17 protein-coding genes are annotated in these 16,959 nt (G+C 70.7%); 7 read left to right on the top strand and 10 right to left on the bottom strand.

Translation table 11 applies throughout. The features are described 5' to 3' along the window. Positions 1 to 25 precede the first annotated feature (25 nt). From ABD292_RS41600 to ABD292_RS41590, 3 genes are all read right to left on the bottom strand, one after another. A complete protein-coding gene (locus ABD292_RS41600; protein WP_344217588.1) occupies positions 26 to 832 on the bottom strand; it encodes an NmrA family NAD(P)-binding protein in 807 nt (268 codons plus the stop codon). Between the two features lie 164 nt (positions 833 to 996). Next, positions 997 to 1,653, bottom strand: coding sequence for an L-2-amino-thiazoline-4-carboxylic acid hydrolase (locus ABD292_RS41595; protein WP_344217586.1), 657 nt, complete (start codon positions 1,651 to 1,653; stop codon positions 997 to 999). 193 nt (positions 1,654 to 1,846) lie between these two features. Then, positions 1,847 to 3,052 carry a cytochrome P450 gene (locus ABD292_RS41590; RefSeq protein WP_344217584.1) on the bottom strand — a complete coding sequence of 402 codons (1,206 nt, stop codon included), beginning with the start codon at positions 3,050 to 3,052 and terminating at the stop codon, positions 1,847 to 1,849. 333 nt (positions 3,053 to 3,385) lie between these two features. Between ABD292_RS41590 and ABD292_RS41585 the strand changes: the two genes are divergently transcribed. Genes ABD292_RS41585 through ABD292_RS41555 form a run of 7 tightly spaced genes read left to right on the top strand, consistent with a single transcriptional unit; the run spans position 3,386 to position 10,708 of the window. After that, positions 3,386 to 4,189 carry a fumarylacetoacetate hydrolase family protein gene (locus ABD292_RS41585; protein ID WP_344217582.1) on the top strand — a complete coding sequence of 268 codons (804 nt, stop codon included), beginning with the start codon at positions 3,386 to 3,388 and terminating at the stop codon, positions 4,187 to 4,189. Further along, complete coding sequence (locus ABD292_RS41580; RefSeq protein WP_344217580.1) at positions 4,186 to 5,478, top strand: L-fuconate dehydratase; 1,293 nt, start codon at positions 4,186 to 4,188, stop codon at positions 5,476 to 5,478. Before ABD292_RS41585 ends, ABD292_RS41580 begins: the two co-directional genes overlap by 4 nt. After that, positions 5,475 to 6,227, top strand: a complete 753-nt coding sequence (locus ABD292_RS41575; RefSeq protein ID WP_344217578.1) for an SDR family NAD(P)-dependent oxidoreductase — start codon at positions 5,475 to 5,477, stop codon at positions 6,225 to 6,227. Before ABD292_RS41580 ends, ABD292_RS41575 begins: the two co-directional genes overlap by 4 nt. A 33-nt stretch (positions 6,228 to 6,260) precedes the next feature. Further along, positions 6,261 to 7,286 carry a sugar ABC transporter substrate-binding protein gene (locus ABD292_RS41570; RefSeq protein WP_344217576.1) on the top strand — a complete coding sequence of 342 codons (1,026 nt, stop codon included), beginning with the start codon at positions 6,261 to 6,263 and terminating at the stop codon, positions 7,284 to 7,286. Continuing rightward, positions 7,286 to 8,767, top strand: coding sequence for a sugar ABC transporter ATP-binding protein (locus ABD292_RS41565; RefSeq protein ID WP_344217574.1), 1,482 nt, complete (start codon positions 7,286 to 7,288; stop codon positions 8,765 to 8,767). The genes ABD292_RS41570 and ABD292_RS41565 overlap by 1 nt, the downstream gene beginning before the upstream one ends. Continuing rightward, positions 8,764 to 9,753 carry an ABC transporter permease gene (locus ABD292_RS41560; protein ID WP_344217572.1) on the top strand — a complete coding sequence of 330 codons (990 nt, stop codon included), beginning with the start codon at positions 8,764 to 8,766 and terminating at the stop codon, positions 9,751 to 9,753. Before ABD292_RS41565 ends, ABD292_RS41560 begins: the two co-directional genes overlap by 4 nt. Before the next feature lie 34 nt (positions 9,754 to 9,787). After that, positions 9,788 to 10,708, top strand: a complete 921-nt coding sequence (locus ABD292_RS41555) for an aldo/keto reductase (RefSeq protein ID WP_344217570.1) — start codon at positions 9,788 to 9,790, stop codon at positions 10,706 to 10,708. On the opposite strand, the gene ABD292_RS41550 is transcribed toward ABD292_RS41555, so the two are convergent. From ABD292_RS41550 to ABD292_RS41520, 7 genes are all read right to left on the bottom strand, one after another. Continuing rightward, positions 10,701 to 11,153: a GNAT family N-acetyltransferase gene (locus ABD292_RS41550; RefSeq protein WP_344217568.1), complete on the bottom strand. Its 453-nt coding sequence runs from the start codon at positions 11,151 to 11,153 to the stop codon at positions 10,701 to 10,703. The two genes, ABD292_RS41555 and ABD292_RS41550, sit on opposite strands and share 8 nt — an antisense overlap. A 25-nt stretch (positions 11,154 to 11,178) precedes the next feature. After that, positions 11,179 to 12,126, bottom strand: a complete 948-nt coding sequence (locus tag ABD292_RS41545) for a DNA polymerase ligase N-terminal domain-containing protein (protein ID WP_344217566.1) — start codon at positions 12,124 to 12,126, stop codon at positions 11,179 to 11,181. Positions 12,127 to 12,188: 62 nt separating this feature from the next. Next, on the bottom strand, positions 12,189 to 12,869 hold the full coding sequence (locus ABD292_RS41540) for a FadR/GntR family transcriptional regulator (protein WP_344217564.1): 681 nt from the start codon (positions 12,867 to 12,869) through the stop codon (positions 12,189 to 12,191). 25 nt (positions 12,870 to 12,894) lie between these two features. Beyond that, positions 12,895 to 13,917 (bottom strand): MBL fold metallo-hydrolase, encoded by a 1,023-nt coding sequence (locus ABD292_RS41535; RefSeq protein WP_344217561.1) that lies wholly within the window; start codon positions 13,915 to 13,917, stop codon positions 12,895 to 12,897. 51 nt (positions 13,918 to 13,968) lie between these two features. Continuing rightward, on the bottom strand, positions 13,969 to 15,084 hold the full coding sequence (locus ABD292_RS41530) for a steroid 3-ketoacyl-CoA thiolase (protein WP_344217559.1): 1,116 nt from the start codon (positions 15,082 to 15,084) through the stop codon (positions 13,969 to 13,971). A 42-nt stretch (positions 15,085 to 15,126) separates the two neighbouring features. Further along, positions 15,127 to 16,122 carry a sigma-70 family RNA polymerase sigma factor gene (locus ABD292_RS41525; protein ID WP_344217557.1) on the bottom strand — a complete coding sequence of 332 codons (996 nt, stop codon included), beginning with the start codon at positions 16,120 to 16,122 and terminating at the stop codon, positions 15,127 to 15,129. A 44-nt stretch (positions 16,123 to 16,166) separates the two neighbouring features. After that, entirely contained in the window at positions 16,167 to 16,781 is a 615-nt protein-coding gene (locus tag ABD292_RS41520; RefSeq protein WP_329590376.1) for a TetR family transcriptional regulator, read from the bottom strand. Positions 16,782 to 16,959 lie beyond the last annotated feature (178 nt).

The raw sequence follows: 16,959 nt of genomic DNA, 5'->3' as shown, positions 1-16,959 counted from the left end.
ACACCTAGGCGAAGATCATCCCAGCTCAGAAACGGTCCGCGTGCTCGTCAACCCACTGCGTGAACGTACGTGCCGGACGGCCGATCACCCGCGAGACCGTGTCGTCCACGGTCGTAGAGGAAGCGCTGGGCTCGGCATACCAGCCGATGACATACTCGGCGTCCGCCCGGGACACGCCCGTGCCCATCAGCCTCTCGACCGCCTGCTCGTGCGTGATCCGCTCGAAGGCGATGGGGTGGCCGAGCCTCCGGGCCAGGATCGCGATCCGCTCACTCGTCGTCAGCGACTCAGGCCCGGTCAGGTTGTAGGCGTGCCCGGAGTGGCCGTCGTCGAGCAGCGCGACGGCTGCCACAGCCGCGATGTCGGCCTCGTGCACCAGCGCGCTGGGAAAGTCGTACGGCTCCCGGACCATTCCCTCGGCCCGGATCGATTCGGCCCAGGTCAAGGTGTTGGACATGAACTCCTGTGCCTCCAGGCGCGTCCATTCCACGCCGGAGTCCGCCACCGCCTGCTCGACCGGGCCCACCCAGCCGCCCCACAACACGGTGATGCGCCGAACGCCCGCGGCGACCGCCCGCTTGACCAGCTCGGGCCCGACCTCGGCCAGTCCGGCCGTCACCGTGATGTGCAGCCGGCTGACGCCGTGGAGCGCGGCGTCCAGCTTCTCCGGCGCGGTGTGCGTTCCGGCCACCAGCTCCACCTCGGCCGGAAATCTTCCCGCGTTCGCCGCCGGGTCCCGGGTCAGGGCCCGGACCCGCTCTCCTCGGCGGACCAGCTCCGCCACAACGTGCCGGCCCGTGTTCCCGGTGGCGCCCGTCACCAAAGTCGTCACAGTGGAGTTCCTTCGTCATCTCGTCCTGGGGAGTCGCTGACGAGCCTAGAAACTCAACCGCGCTTGAGGTCAACGAGCCCGCCAGGCCACCGGCGTGCCCGTCGGTCGTCCCGCGAGGCGTTCGACGGAGGGCGTCCCGGCGGCACGCCGGGACGCCGCGCCCGCTACTCGTTGACGCGGTCGAAGTGGAACGGGCAGTGGGTGCCGCCCAGGCCGATCGTGGTGCGGCGCTCGAACCGGAAGCCGTGCCTGCGCGGCTCGATGGCCTCGATCCAGTTGGCGTCGAACGCGCACATGGCCGGGGTCAGTTCCGGCGCCCCGTTGGCGACCAGGACGTCGTGGTAGAAGCACTGGCGCACGTCGAGGTGATAGCGCTCGTCGTCGTCCACGGGCCGCTCGAAGACGAACCCCTTGCCGAACGCGTGCTCCTCCCGCGACTTGCTCGTCTCCACCATGGCGCGGAAGGCGTCCGGCGCATGGTCCAGCATGGCCCGGGTGCCCTCCTTCATGGCGTCCCCGAAGGGCTCGACGAACGCCGCCCGGACGGCGTCGATGGCCTGTTGCCTGCCGAGCCTGGGCCGGAGGGCTTCATAGGCGGCGACCAGCGCCAGGGTCAGGCGCAGGTTGTGCCGGGCGGGCTCGTCGACGATCCGCGACCGGTCGGCCGTTTCGAGCTCGTCCTGACGGGCCCGCATGGCGGCCGTGAGGTCGGCGTCCGTCGTGGCCAGGCGCTCGTAGAACGCGTCCAGCAGCAGCGTGGTGTCGCGGTCGGGATCGGGGACGTAGTCGCCGCCGGCGAGCCCGAACTGGTCGGTGGACATGATGGTCGGTCCTTTCGGTGTACGGCTCGGCGCGTACACGTCCAGGACCCCGCGCGGAGGCGTGACCGGACGTGCCCGCGACCGAGCGAGCACGCCAGCGCACTCCACCGACCGACCGGCGCTGACTAGCTACGTGTGTTGATATTTCGTACGAAGTCTGGCACGGCCGCGACGATCACGTCCACCTGCCCGCCTAGCTGATGGTGACGGGGAGTTCCTTGATGCCGTTGATGAAGTTGGAGCGGAGGCGGCTGGCCGGGCCGGACTGGGTGAGGCGGGGGCGGCGGCGGGCGAGTTGTTCGAACAGGACCCGGAGTTCGAGCTTGGCCAGGTGGTTGCCCAGGCAGAAGTGGGCGCCGCCGCCGCCGAAGCCGATGTGCGGGTTGGGGCTGCGGCCGATGTCGAAGACCTCGGCGTCAGGGAAGACGGAGGCGTCGCGGTTGGCGGAGCCGTAGAAGACGACGACCTTGTCGTCGGCCTTGATGGGCTGGCCGCCGAGCACCTGGTCGCGGGTCGAGGTGCGGCGGAAGAGGTTGACGGGGGAGACCCAGCGGACGATCTCGTCGGCGGCGGTCTTGGCCATCGTGGGGTCGGCGACGAGGCGGTCCCACTGGTCCGGGTGGTCGAAGAAGGCGAGCATGCCGCCCGAGGCCGCGTTACGGGTGGTCTCGTTGCCGGCGACGATCAGCAGGAGGACGAACAGGTCGAACTCGCTCTCGTCGAGCGTCTCGCCGTGCTCGTCGGGCTGCAGGAGCTTGGTGACGATGTCGTTCCTGGGGTTGGCCTTGCGCTGCGCCGCGAGCTGGTTGGCGTAGGCGTAGACCTCCATGGCGGCGTCGGGGCCCTCGCCCGGCACGTCGGCGTAGTCGGGGTCCTGGGCGCCGATCATGCGGTTGGACCAGGCGAAGAGCTTGTCGCGGTCGGAGACGGGCGCGCCGAGCAGCTCGCAGATGACGTAGAGGGGCAGCGGCGCGGCGACCTCGGTGACGAAGTCGATCTCGCCCGAGCACTTGTCGAGGAGGTCGTCGCAGATGTCGCGGATGTGCTCTTCGAGGGCGTTGATGGTGCGCGGGGTGAAGCCCCGGTTGACCAGCGAACGGCGCCGGGTGTGCTCCGGCGGGTCCTGGTTGAGCATCATGAGCCGCTGAAGGGCGATCTGCTCCTCCTCCAGCTCGTCGAAGAGCGCGAGCCTGCGGTGGGAGGAGAAGAGTTCGGAGTGGCGCGAGATGTGGACCACGTCGTCGTAGCGCGTGACGGCCCAGAATCCGGGCTCGCCGTCGTGCCAGTGGACGGGGGAGTTGGCGCGCAGCCAGGCGAACTGCTCGTGCGGTGGTCCAGCGGTCGCGTAACGGTCCCTGTCGACGAGGTCGATGTGCACCCGGCTCACCCTCTTGATCAAGCGCTTGGTTAAATGGTACTGGAACGTGTTCTATTACGTGACTGTACGACCGTCAAGGAGCCACGGCGAGCCGGTAGGAGCGACGTCCGATGTCTGTGTGACGGCCACGTATCCTGTGCGTGAACCGGGTCATCGGGGCGGTATAGCCAGGTCATGTCACCGGTGATGATGTTTGACCAATATGTCCAGGTCACAGATCGGATGTTTCCGGAGCCTCACCCTTGACACATCCTGGGTAGGCGCTTCAGCATCGGGAGACGAGACATCCGATGTATAGATGAAGGATGCGGTGTGAAGCTGCTGCGAGTAGGACCTGTCGGACAGGAACGGCCGGTGGTATTGGACGAGGCCGGTAACCTGCGCGACATCGGAGAGCCCGACATCGACGGTGCTTTCCTCGCCTCCGGAGGAGTGGCGCGGGTCCGTGCCGCGCTCGACCGCGGTGACCTGCCGATCGTGGCCGAGGAGGGCCTGCGGGTGGGCGCCCCCGTCGCGCGGCCCGGCAAGATCGTCTGCATCGGCCTGAACTACCGCGACCACGCCGCCGAGTCGGGCGCGGAGCCGCCGGCCGAGCCCGTGGTCTTCATGAAGGCCGCCGACACCATGGTCGGCCCGTACGACGAGGTGCTCGTCCCCCGCAACAGCGTCAAGACCGACTACGAGGTCGAGCTGGCCATCGTCATCGGGAAGCGGGCCCGCTACCTGGAGAGCAGGGAGGAGGCGCTGGAGGCCGTCGCGGGTTACGCCGTGGCGAACGACGTCTCCGAGCGCGAGTTCCAGCTCGAACGCGGCGGCCAGTGGGACAAGGGCAAGTCGTGCGAGACGTTCAACCCGCTCGGGCCCTGGCTGGTCACCGCGGACGAGGTGGGCGACCCGCAGAGCCTGTCGCTGCGCCTCTGGGTCAACGGCGAGCTGCGCCAGGACGGCGACACCAAGAACATGATCTTCGACGTCGCCGAGATCGTGCGCTACCTCAGCCAGTTCATGGTGCTGGAGCCGGGTGACGTCATCAACACCGGCACCCCCGCCGGTGTGGCGATGGGCATGCCGGGGCAGCCGTACCTCAGGGCCGGGGACGTCGTGGAGCTGGAGATCGAGGGTCTCGGGCGGCAGCGGCAGACGGTGGGCCAGGCATGAGGAACAACTATCGAATCGTCGGGATGGAGACGCACGACGTGCGTTTCCCGACCTCGCGCGAGCTCGACGGCTCCGACGCGATGAACCCCGACCCCGACTACTCCGCCGCCTACGTGGTGCTGCGGACCGACGACGGCCACGAGGGCCACGGGTTCGCGTTCACGATCGGGCGCGGCAACGACGTGCAGACCGCCGCGATCAGCGCGCTGGAGCAGTACGTGCTCGGCAAGGACGTCGAGGACCTCGGCGCCCTCTACAAGGAGATGGTCAACGACTCGCAGCTGCGCTGGCTGGGGCCGGAGAAGGGCGTCATGCACATGGCGATCTCCGCCGTGGTCAACGCCCTGTGGGACCTGAAGGCCAGGCGGGCCGGCAAGCCGGTGTGGCGGCTGCTGTCCGAGATGTCCCCCGAGGAGATCGTCGGCCTGGTCGACTTCCGCTACCTCAGCGACGCGCTGACCCCCGAGGAGGCCCTGCAGATCCTGCGCAAGGCCGAGGGCGGCAAGGAGGAGCGGATCGCCGAGCTGGTCGAGACCGGCTACCCGGCCTACACGACCTCCCCCGGCTGGCTCGGCTACGACGACGAGAAGCTGCGGCGGCTCTGCGAGGAGGCCATCGCGCAGGGGTTCGGGCAGATCAAGCTCAAGGTCGGCGCCGACCTGGAGGACGACAAACGGCGCTTCAGGGTCGCCCGCGAGGTCTGCGGCCCCGACTTCCCGATCGCCATCGACGCCAACCAGCGCTGGGACGTCGGCTCGGGCATCGAGTGGGTCAACGCGCTGAGCGAGTTCGGCCCGCACTGGGTGGAGGAGCCGACCAGCCCGGACGACGTGCTCGGCCACGCCGCCATCGCCCGCGGCATTGCGCCGATCCCCGTCGCGACCGGCGAGCACGTGCAGAACCGCATCGTCTTCAAGCAGCTCCTGCAGGCCGGGGCCATCTCCTACCTGCAGATCGACGCCGCCCGCGTCGGCGGGGTCAACGAGAACATCGCGATCCTGCTGCTCGCGGCCAAGTTCGGCGTCCCGGTCTGCCCGCACGCCGGCGGCGTCGGCCTGTGCGAGCTGGTGCAGCACCTGTCGATGTTCGACTACGTGGCCGTCACCGGCACCACGGACGGCCGGGTCATCGAGTACGTCGACCACCTGCACGAGCACTTCGTCGACCCGGTGGTGATCCGCGACGGCCGCTACCTCGCGCCGTCGCGCCCCGGCTTCAGCGCGCAGATGCACGCGGAGTCGATCGCCGCCCACACCTTCCCCAACGGTTCGGTCTGGAGGGACGCGTGAGCCGGACTAACGCAGCAGGTCTGAAGGCCGTCGTGACCGGCGGCGGCTCCGGCATCGGCCTGGCGGCCGCCACCCTGCTCGCCGAGCGCGGCATGACGGTGGCCTGCCTCGACCTCAACCCGCCGGGCGAGCCCTTCGTGGGCATCAAGGCGGACGTGACGGACGACGCGAGCGTACGCGCCGCGGTGGCCGAGGCCGCCGAGCGGCTGGGCGGCATCGACGTGCTGGTCAACAACGCCGGCATCGGCGCCCAGGGGACGGTCGAGGACAACCCCGACTCCGAATGGCAGCGGGTCTTCGACGTCAACGTGTTCGGCATGGTCCGGGCCGCCCGCGCCGCGCTGCCTTACCTGCGCAGGTCGGAGCACGCCTCGATCGTCAACACCTGCTCGATCGCGGCCACCGCCGGGCTGCCCCAGCGCGCGCTCTACAGCGCGACGAAGGGCGCGGTCCTGTCGCTGACGCTGGCGATGGCCGCGGACCACATCCGCGAGGGCATCCGCGTCAACTGCGTCAACCCGGGCACCGCCGACACCCCGTGGGTCGGCCGGCTGCTCGACTCCGCCCCGGATCCGGAGGCGGAGCGGGCGGCGCTCAACGCCAGACAGCCCATGGGCCGCCTGGTCACGGCGGAGGAGGTCGCCGCGGCGATCGCCTACCTCGCCGGCCCCGAGTCGGGCGCGACCACCGGCACGTCGATCGCGGTCGACGGCGGCATGCAGGGCCTGCGGCTGCGGCCCACCAACTGAAGCGACCAGTCAAACGAAGGAAGGTACCCCCCTATGAAGTTCGGACGGGTGATCACGGGCGCCGCCCTCTTGGCGGTCGTCACGGCGTGCGGCTCAGGCACCACGACGGAAGGCGCGAGCGGCGGCGGCGGGAAGGTCGGCATCGACCACCCCCGGGCCGACTCCGACTTCTGGAACTCCTACATCAAGTACGTGCCGCAGATGGCGAGCGAGCTCAAGGTGGACCTCATGCCCGCCACGAACTCGCAGAACGACGTGTCCAAGCTGGTCAACAACGTGCAGGCGCTGGTCGGCCAGGGCGCCAAGGCCATCGTCATGGCGCCCCAGGACACCGGCGCGGTGGCCAACACGCTGCAGCAGCTGGAGAACAAGAAGATCCCCGTCGTCTCCGTCGACACCCGGCCGGACAAGGGCAAGGTCTACATGGTCGTCCGCGCCGACAACCGCGCGTACGGCACCAAGGCGTGCGAGTTCCTCGGCGAGAAGCTCGGCGGCAAGGGCAAGGTCGTCCAGCTCCAGGGCGCGCTCAGCTCGATCAACGGCCGTGACCGGTCGGAGGCCTTCCTGGAGTGCATGAAGACGAAGTTCCCCGACATCACCGTCTTCAGCGAGCCGACCGAGTGGGAGGGCAGCAAGGCGGCGTCCATGCTGCAGACCCGCCTGGAGCAGAACCCTGACATCAAGGGCATCTACATGCACGCGGGCGGCGTCCACCTGGCGCCGACGCTGCAGGTGCTCAAGCAGAAGGGCCTGCTCGTGCAGCCGGACGACCCCAAGCACATCTTCGTGGTCTCCAACGACGGCATCCCGCAGGAGTACGACGCCATCCGCAAGGGCGAGATCGACGCCACGATGTCGCAGCCGGCCGACCTCTACGCGAAGTACGCGCTCTTCTACGCGAAGGCCGCGCTGGAGGGCAAGACGTTCCAGCCGGGCCCGACCGACCACGACAGCACCATCATCCAGCTCCCCAACGGCCTTGAGGACCAGCTTCCCGCGCCTCTGGTCACCAAGGAGAACGTGGACGACAAGAACCTCTGGGGCAACCAGGTCGGCTGATGAGCATTCACGTCGAAGCCCGCAACGTCGTCAAGCGGTTCGGTCCGACCGTCGCGCTGAACGGCGCGAAGATCGCGATCGCCGAAGGCGAGACGCACGCGCTCCTCGGCAGGAACGGCGCGGGGAAGTCCACCCTCGTGTCGATCCTCACCGGGCTGCAGCGGCCGGACGAGGGCGAGGTGCTGTTCTCGGGAGAGGCGGCGCCCGCCCCCGGCGACCGGGACGCCTGGCGGCAGCGCGTCGCCTGCGTCTACCAGAAGTCCACGATCATCCCGGCGCTCACCGTCGCCGAGAACCTCTTCCTCAACCGGCAGAGCGACGGGCACGGACCCATCAACTGGCGGACGGTGCGAGGCCGCGCGCGCGAGCTGCTCGACACCTACGAGGTGGACGTCGACGTGCAGGCGCTGGCCGGCGATCTCAGCGTCGAGCAGCGCCAGCTCGTGGAGATCGCGCGGGCGCTGTCGTTCGGCGCGCGCTTCATCATCCTCGACGAGCCCACGGCGCGGCTCGACGGGCCGGCCATCGAGCGCTTGTTCGCCCGCATGCGCTCGCTGCGCGAGCAGGGCGTCACGATGATGTACATCTCGCACCACCTGGACGAGGTGTACGAGATCTGCCAGAGCGTCACGGTCTTCCGCGACGCCCGGCACATCATGACCCGGCCGGTGGCCGGGCTGCCGCAGGACGAGCTGGTGCACGCCATGACCGGTGAGGCGACGTCCGCGTACCACGCCAGGGAGCGCACGCCCGGCGAGCGGGTCGTGCTCGCCGGCGAAGGACTGTCGCTGGCCGGCCGCTACCGGAACGTGGACATCAGCGTCCGCGCCGGCGAGGTGGTCGGCCTCGCCGGGTCGGCGAGCAGCGGCAAGGTCGGCCTGGCCGAGACCCTGGTCGGGCTGCGCGGCGCGGACACCGGCACGGTCGTGGTCAACGGCACCACGGTGAAGCCCGGCGACGTGCCGGCCGCGATGAAGGCGGGGCTCGGGTTCGTGCCCGAGGACCGCCATCACGAGGGCTTCGTCCCGTTGCTGTCGGTGGGGGAGAACGCCACGTTCCCCATCGCCCGCAAGCTGGGCCGCTTCGGCGTCGTGTCCCCGGCCCGCCGCCGGGAGAAGGCCAAGGAGATGATCACCGCCCTGGACATCAAGACCGAGGGCCCCGACCAGCCCGTCGCCGACCTGTCCGGGGGCAACGCGCAGAAGGTCGTGTTCGCGCGGGCGCTCGTGGACGATCCCACGGTGCTGGTCGTCATCAACCCCACCGCCGGCGTCGACGTCAAGGCCAAGCAGGCCCTGCTCGGCGCCGTCGAGGACGCCGCCGAGCGCGGCGCGGGGGCCGTCGTGGTCTCCGACGAGCTCGACGACCTGCGCATCTGCGACCGGGTGCTGGTGATGTTCCACGGGGAGATCGTCAAGGACGTACCGCGTGGCTGGACGGACCACGAGCTCGTGGCCGTGATGGAAGGCGTACAAGAGTGACCACTTTGACCGCACCGGCTCCACGGCTACGGCTGGCCAGGTTCCGCGACCTGACGCTCGTGCCGGTGATCGTGCTCCTGCTCGTCGTGGGCGCGTTCCTGGACCCGACCTTCCTGACGGCGGGCAACCTCACGAACGTCCTCCAGCAGCAGGCGGCGATCTCGCTCCTCGTGCTGGCCGAGGCCATGATCCTGATCGCCGGGAAGTTCGACCTGTCGCTGGAGTCGACGGTGGGCACCGCGCCCGCCATCGCCGTGATGCTGGTGGTCCCGGCCGCGGCCGGCGGGTTCGGGCTCGGGCTGCCCGGGGCGCTGGTGATCCCGCTCGCGCTGCTCGTCGGGGCCGCCATCGGCGCCTTCAACGGATTCCTGATCATCAGGTTCCAGCTGTCCGCGTTCATCGTGACGCTGGCCATGCTGATCATCGTGCACGGCTTCCTCCAGGGGCCGACCGAGGGCAAGACGCTGTTCCAGCTCCCCGAGTCGATCCTCTACCTCGGCAGCGCCCTGTGGCTCGGGCTGCCCGCGGCCATCTGGATCGCCGGGCTGCTGTTCGCGGTCGGCATCTTCGGCCTCGGCTACCTGCGGATCGGCCGCTCGCTCTACGCGATCGGCGGCAACATCGACGCCGCCCGCGCCGCCGGCATCCGGGTGGACCGGGTGCTCTACGGCGTGTTCGTCCTCGGCGGCGTCCTCGCGGCGCTGGCCGGCATCCTGGAGACCGGCCGCCTCGGCGCGATCGGCAACGGCATGGGCGTCGGCTGGATCTTCATGGTGTTCGCCGCGGCCGTCATCGGCGGCGTCAGCATGGACGGCGGCAAGGGCACCATCCTCGGCGCGCTCACCGGCGTGCTGGTGATCGGCCTGGTGCAGAACATCCTCACGCTGATCGGCGTCTCCGGCTTCTGGCAGCCCGTCATCTACGGCAGCATCATCCTCATCGCCCTGATGATCAGCCGGATCGCGGGCGGGAAGGCACAGGATTGATGATGGGAGTCACCGCGTTGACGGGAGAGACCGCGTGATCGAGCTGCCGCGTCACGGCTTCGGCGGCGCGCCCATCGGCAACCTCTTCCAGGCGGTCACCGACGCCGAGGCCCGGGCCACGGTGGACGCCGCCTGGGAGAGCGGGGTCCGGCTGTACGACACCGCGCCGCACTACGGCCTCGGCCTGTCCGAGCGCCGGCTCGGCGCGGCGCTCGCCGGGCGTACGGACTATGTCCTGTCGACCAAGGTCGGGCGGCTGCTGGTGCCCGCGCCGGCGCCGTCGGGGCGCGACGACGACGTCTTCGACGTCCCTGGCGAGCTGACGCGGAAGTGGGACTTCTCGCGCGACGGCGTACGCCGCTCGCTGGAGGACTCACTCGAACGGCTGGGGCTGCCGGCCGTGCACGTCGCCCTCATCCACGACCCCGATGAGCACGTGGAGCAGGCGCTCGGCGAGGCGTACCCGGCGCTGGCCGAGCTGCGGGCCGAGGGCGTGGTGCGGGCGATCGGGCTCGGCATGAACCAGTGGCAGGTGCCGCTGCGCTTCGTCCAGGAGACCGACATCGACGTGGTCATGCTGGCCGGGCGCTACACGCTGCTCGACCAGTCCGGCCTGCCCCTGCTGGAGGCGTGCGCCGAGCGGGGGGTGCGGGTGCTGGCGGCCGGCGTCTTCAACAGCGGCATCCTGGCCACGTCACGGCCGGGCGGCACCTTCGACTACCAGCCGGCGCCCGCGCCGCTGGTGGAGCGGGCCTCCCGGATCGCCGAGGCGTGCGAGCGGCACGGCGTGAGCCTGCCGCAGGCGGCGATGGCGTTCCCGCTGCGGCATCCGGCGGTCGCCGGCGTCGTCCTGGGGGCGCGGACCCCGGAGGAGGTCACGGCCAACGCGGCCCTGTGGTCGCGGCCGGTGCCGGACGCGCTGTGGGAGGACCTGGAGTCCGCAGGACTCATCTGACGAGGGCGTAGCCGGCGATCCACAGCTTGGGGATGACCTCGGTCTCGTCGAGCAGGGTGAAGCCGAGCCCTTCGTAGAGCCGGCGGGCCGGCACGTTGTCGCGGCCGGTGGAGACGACGACGCGGCGTCCGCCGGCTCGGGCCAGCACCGCCTCGACCAGCGCCCGGCCGATGCCGCGCCGGGCCATGGCCGGGGCCACGACGAGCCGGTCGATGTCGAGCTCGTCCGCGCTCTCGGCCCAGGCCACGGCTCCCGACAGCGCGCCGCCGTCGAAGGCCGCCAGCCACAGCAGGTCACGCGCCCGCAGCTCGGCCAGGCTCTCGTGCAGCGGCGGGATCCGATCGTCGCCGATGAGCTCCGCCTCGACCGCGTACGCCGCCTTCTGCATCGCCAGCAACTCGCTCCCGAGCGGGTCGTCGTGCGGCGAAACCGTCTTGATGATCACCACCCGAGTATCCCGCACCCCCCGCTCAGGACGGAATGAACAGCCAGGACGTCGAAGGACCCGGCTCGTACGGCGAGTCCAGCCGCTTGGCGACCACCCCCGGCAGCCCCTGCTCCCTGGCCGCCTGCCGCACCGGCCCCGCCTCGCCGGGCCACGAGGGCGCGACCTGCCAGCGGGTCCCCGACACCTCCAGCGCCTCCAGCGCGGCCCTGCGCTCGGTGTACGGGCGGTCGAGCAGGGCGTGGCCGTCGTCGTACAGCAGGTCGTAGAGGACCAGGAGCTCGGCCCCGCCGAGCGTGGCGACCTCGCCGTCCAGCACGGCGCTCCGGCTGCCGAACGACTCGGCGAGGGGCCGCAGCCAGGGATGCTCGCGGGCGGCGTCCGTCCGGCCGCCGTCGACGGGCACCAGGAGACGTCGGCCGCCCCAGGCGAACTCGAAGGCGTAGGAGTCGGCGTCCCTGGGCGGGCGGGCGCGTTCGGCGGGGAGCATCGGGTCGAGCGCGGGGAACGGGTCGCGCACCGCCTCGTCCATGCGGTGGATCATCCAGTTCTTGCCCCGCGTACGGAACAGCACGAACCGCCCGGAGGCGCGTGCCCCGCGCAGCACCACCTTGACCTCGCGGTCGGACCACTTCTCGGTCTCGTACGTGCCGGTGTCCCAGACGGTCATGGTGCCGCCGCCGTACTCGCCCTGGGGGATCTCGCCGTGGAAGGTGAGGTACTCCATGGGGTGGTCCTCGGTGTGGACGGCCAGGTGGTTCGTCTGAGGGTCGGCGGGCAGGCCCTTGGGGACGGCCCAGGAGACGAGGACGCCGTCGCGTTCCAGGCGCAGGTCCCAGTGCAGCGACCGGGCGTGGTGCTCCTGGATGACGAACGCGTGCCCGTCCCCGGCGGCCGGGGGCTCGGCCGGGACGGGCTCGGGGGTGCGGGCGGCGTCGCGCTTGCTGCGATATCGCTCAAGTTTGTCCGGCACGCCCCGGCTTCTACCCGCCGCTCCCTTCGTTCATCATCATCAATCCTCCGATGTGTCGGCGATCAGTCGAGTTCGAGCGCCCGGCGCAGCCACGACTCCACGCCGGCCACGTGCACCGTGGCCCAGGACCGGGCGATGTCGGCCTGGCGGGCGGCGATCGCCTCGTAGATCGCCATGTGCTGCTCGCGGGTCTTCTGCAGCGCGCCCTCCTGGGTGAGCCCGCGCCACACCCGCGCCCGGTTCGTCGGGCCCGACAGGCTCTCGATGAACGAGCACAGCACGCTGTTGCCCGACCCCTGGGCGATGCGCTGGTGGAAGCGCAGGTCGTTGGCCACCAGCTCCTCGATCGTGGGCCGCTCGGGCAGCGACTCCAGGATGACCCGCAGCTCCTCGATCTCGTCGTCCTTCATCAGCTCGGCCGCCATCGCGGTGGCGGCCGGCTCCAGGATGCGGCGGACCTCGAAGAACTGCAGCACCGTGTCGTCCTGGTGCAGGTCGAGCACGAACGACAGGGTGTCGAGGAGCAGGCCGGGCTCCAGGCTGGTGACGTAGGTGCCGTCACCCTGGCGTACGTCGAGGACGTTGATGAGGGACAGCGCGCGCACGGCCTCCCGCAGCGAGTTGCGCGAGAGGCCGAGCCGTTCGGCCAGGTCGGCCTCCTTCGGCAGCCGGTCGCCCGGGGCGAGCTCCCCCGAGACGATCATTTGCTTGATCTTGTCGATGGCCGCGTCGGTGACCGCCACGCTTCTCCCCCTAGACATCGGATGTCTAGGAGTCTAGGGCCTGGAAGCGGACGAGTTCGACTCCGGGCAGGCGGCGGATCCGGCCGCGGGCCTCAAGGGTGCGCAGATGGGCGGCCGCCTCCCCGGCGGCCATGCCCCGCAGCATGGGGGGCAGCGTGTCCCACGGTTTGTTCCACGTCATCATCGCGGCGACCTCCCAGATGGTCTGCGGCTCGGGCTGTCCGGCCAGGAGGGCGAGCAGCGAGTCGAGCTTCTCCTCGTGATGGTGACGGATCTCGGCGGCCCGTGCCGCCACATCCGGAAATATCCACTCATGGGCGGGGAGGGCGTCGAGCGTCCCCAACTCGCCCACCCGCTCCAGCGACTCCAGGAAGTCGCCCAGCGGATCGACGTCCTCCCGATCGTACGGATAAATCCCGATGTGTGGGGTGATGTCGGGCAGGACGTGGTCGCCGGTGAACAGCCGGTCGGCGTCCTCCAAGTGCAGGCAGATGTGCCCGGGGGTGTGGCCGGGCGTGTGGACGGCCCGCAGCTTGCGTCCCGGCAGGTCCACGAGGTCCCCGTCGCGCAGCTCGCGGTCGGGCACCGCGGGCGGGGCCGGCCGCTCGCCCGAGGCCGCCCTGGCCTCGCTGGGATCGGCCCCGGCCCGGAGCAGCATGTCGGACTGGAAGGCCGTGTGCTCGTCGCCGGCGAAGTCGTGCATGAGCCTGACCATCGCCGCGTCGTTCTCGTGCATCGCGATCCAGGCCCCGGAAGCCTCCCTGACCTGCCCGGCGAGCCCGGCGTGGTCGGGGTGGAAGTGGGTGACGACCACCCCGCGCACCGTGCTCACGTCGATCCCGAGCGTCGCGAGACCGCCGCTCAGCGCCTGCCACGCCTCCGGATGGTTCCAGCCGGCGTCGATCAGGACCGGGCCCTTCGGCGACTCGACGGCGTAGACGAGGGTGTAGCCGAGCGGGTTGCCGGGGATCGGCACAGGCACGCTCCACACCCCGCCGCCGAGATCCTGCGGGCGCTGCTCCGCGTACGGCCTGCGTCTGGTCTTCATCCGTCCCCGATTCCTTACTTACCTAGTGCTATGGGTGGTACGTGATACAGCTCAACTGATCCGTTCGAGGATCGTCGCGGTGGCGAGCGCGCCGCCCGCGCACATGGTGACGAGGGCGGTCGTCGCGTCGGCGCGTTCCAGCTCGTGCAGCGCCGTGGTGATGAGCCGCGCGCCGGTCGCGCCGACCGGATGGCCGAGGGCGATCGCGCCGCCGTTGACGTTGACCCGGTCCATGTCGGGCTCGTGCACGCTCGCCCACGACAGCACGACGGAGGCGAACGCCTCGTTCACCTCGAACCGGTCGATGTCGCCGATCGTCATCCCGGCATCGGCCAGCGCCTTGGCGGTCGCGTCCACGGGCCCGTCGAGGTGGTAGTAGGGCTCCGCGCCGACCAGCGCCTGCGCGCGGATGCGGGCCCGGGGGCGCAGGCCGTGCCGCCGCGCCGCCTCCTCGCTCATGACCAGCACGGCGGCCGCGCCGTCGGAGATCTGGGACGAGGTGCCCGCCGTGTGCAGCGCGCCCTCCATCACCGGCTTGAGCTTGGCCAGCCCGTCCACGGTGGTCTCGCGCAGGCCCTGGTCCCTGCGGACGTCGCCGACCGGCACGATCTCGCGCTCGAAGCGGCCGTCGGCCCACGCCTTGGCGGCCAGGTGCTGCGAGCGCGCCCCGAACCAGTCGAGCCGCTCGCGGGTGAGCCCGCGCCGCGCGGCGATGCGCTCGGCGGCGGTGAACTGGTCGGGCAGGTCGAGGTCCCAGTCGTCGGGACGCGGGTTGGCGGGCAGCACGTTGCTGCCGAGCGGCGCGCGGCTCATCACCTCGACGCCGCAGCCGATGCCCACCTCGATCACGCCCGCGCCGATCAGGGCGGCGGCGAGGTGGACGGCCTGCTGCGACGAGCCGCACTGCGCGTCGACGGTGGTGACGCCGGCCTGGTGCGGCAGCCCGGCGTAGAGCCAGGAGCCCCGGCCGACGTGCCCGCCCTGCTCGCCCGCCTGCGTCACGCAGCCGGCGAACACCTGCTCGACGGCCGAGGGGTCGAGGCCTGACCGCTCGATCAGCCCGTTGAGCGCGCTGGCGAGAACCTGTTGCGGTTTGAGCGCGGCGAGCCAGCCGGCCCGCTTGCCGATGGGGGTGCGGACGGCTTCGACGATCACAGGTGTGCTCACAGTCGCCTCCAGAACGATGCTCTGGAGAGACAGTAACGCGTTCTACTTAGCCGCGGAAGCCTGGGGGGTCAGAGCGGTGGGCAGCCCGAAGGTCTCGAAGAGCCCCTCCTCGAAGAACATGCCCACGTGCCGGACCGCGCCGCCGGACAGCGTCAGCACCATGATCGCGAACTGCCGGTAGCCGCCGTCCTCGCGGAAGTAGACCGCGAACGCCGGCTGCCCGTTGGCCGCGACCGGCACCAGCTTGAGATCGCCGGCGCGCTCCGCGGGGCACTGCGTCCTGGTGAGCTCGGCGATGGTCCGCGGGCCTTGGTACCAGCCCGTGAAGGGCGGCATCTCCCAGATCGCGTCCTCGGTGAACAGGTGCACGAGGTCGTCCACGTCGTAGTTCTCGAACGCGGCGACGTAGCGGTCGAGCAGGGCCCGCTGCTCGTCGGTGAGCGGCTCCACCGGGTCGTCGAGGCTCGGCGAGCGCTCGCTGAGCTGGGCCCGCGCCCGCTGCAGGATGCTGTTGACGGCGGCGGTGGACAGGCCGACGGCCTCGGCCACCTCCGCGGCCTTCCACCTGAGCACGTCGCGCAGGATGAGCACCGCGCGCTGCCGGGGCGGCAGGTGCTGCAACGCGGCGACCAGCGCGAGCCGGATGCTCTCGCGCGCCGTCACGATCGTGGCCGGGTCGTCGCCCGCCACGCCCGCGAGCGCGTCGGGCACCGGCTCCAGCCACGGAACCTCGTTGTCCTGGGCCAGGGGAGCGGTCGCCTCGGAACTGGGCGCGCCGAGGCCGCTCGGCAGCGGACGCCGGCCGCGGCTCTCCAGCGCCGTCAGGCAGGTGGTGGTCGCGATGCGATACATCCACGTGCGCAGCGAGGAGCGGCCCTCGAAGCCGTCGTAGGCCCGCCACGCCTTCAGATAGGTCTCCTGCACGAGGTCCTCGGCGTCGTGCACCGACCCCGTCATGCGGTAGCAGTGCGCCAGCAGCTCGCGTCGCATGGGATCCGCCTGCTGGAGGAAGTCCTCATTCGTCGGCTTGTCGCTCATGCCCTATGTATAGTCGCCGCCACCGACAATTCGCGGCCTCAGCATCAGATGTCGGCGAGCAGGCGCGAGGCGGCGGTCTCGATGCGGCGCTGGATCTGGTCGTAGGTGCGCCGGCCGCGCAGCATCTCCAGCAGCTCGTGCACCCAGATGCCGGCCAGCGACCCGGCGAGGTCGCGCTGCTCCTCGCTCGCCTGCTCGAAGCTCAGCCCCTCGGCGGAGACCCGCAGCAGCAGCCCGGCCATCCGGTCGCCGAACGGCGTCTGCACCTCGGCCATGATCAGGGAGCGGATGAGCGCGTCGGCCAGCTCGGGCTCGCGCATGAGCCCGCGGGTGGCGCGCATCAGCACGTCGACGGCCCGGCCCTCGGGCGTGGCCGCGCCCGGCGGGCGGCGCTCGATGCTGCTCTCCAGCAGGTCGATCTCCTCGCCGACCACCGCCACCACGAGGTCCATCTTGGACGGGAAGTAGCGGTAGAGGGTGCCGAGGGCGACGCCGGCCCGCTCGGCCACCGTGCGCATCTGCATGGCCTCGACCCCGCCGCGCGAGGCGAGGGCGGCGGCGGCCTGGACGATGCGCTTACGGCGCTGGGTCTGGCTGCGGGTGCGGACGCTCCCCTCGCCGTCGGAGGAGGTGGCGACCGTCGCGGACGGGGTGCGCATAAGAACACGTTATCTGATGCACCGGTGCCGCGGCTTGTTACTCGGCGGTCACAAAGAACCCCTATCAGCGCATGTCCCTCGCGTTACGGGGATATAACGCGACTTTTCGGGATGATTGGCCACTGGACATTAACTAGAATCTGTTCTAGTTTGCGGTTTGCTGACCGAGCGCTTGGTG

The organism is Nonomuraea bangladeshensis (genome assembly GCF_039529455.1).
In the GTDB taxonomy this organism is placed as follows: Bacteria; Actinomycetota; Actinomycetes; order Streptosporangiales; family Streptosporangiaceae; genus Nonomuraea; species Nonomuraea bangladeshensis.
This window is presented reverse-complemented; position numbering and strand designations above follow the sequence as displayed.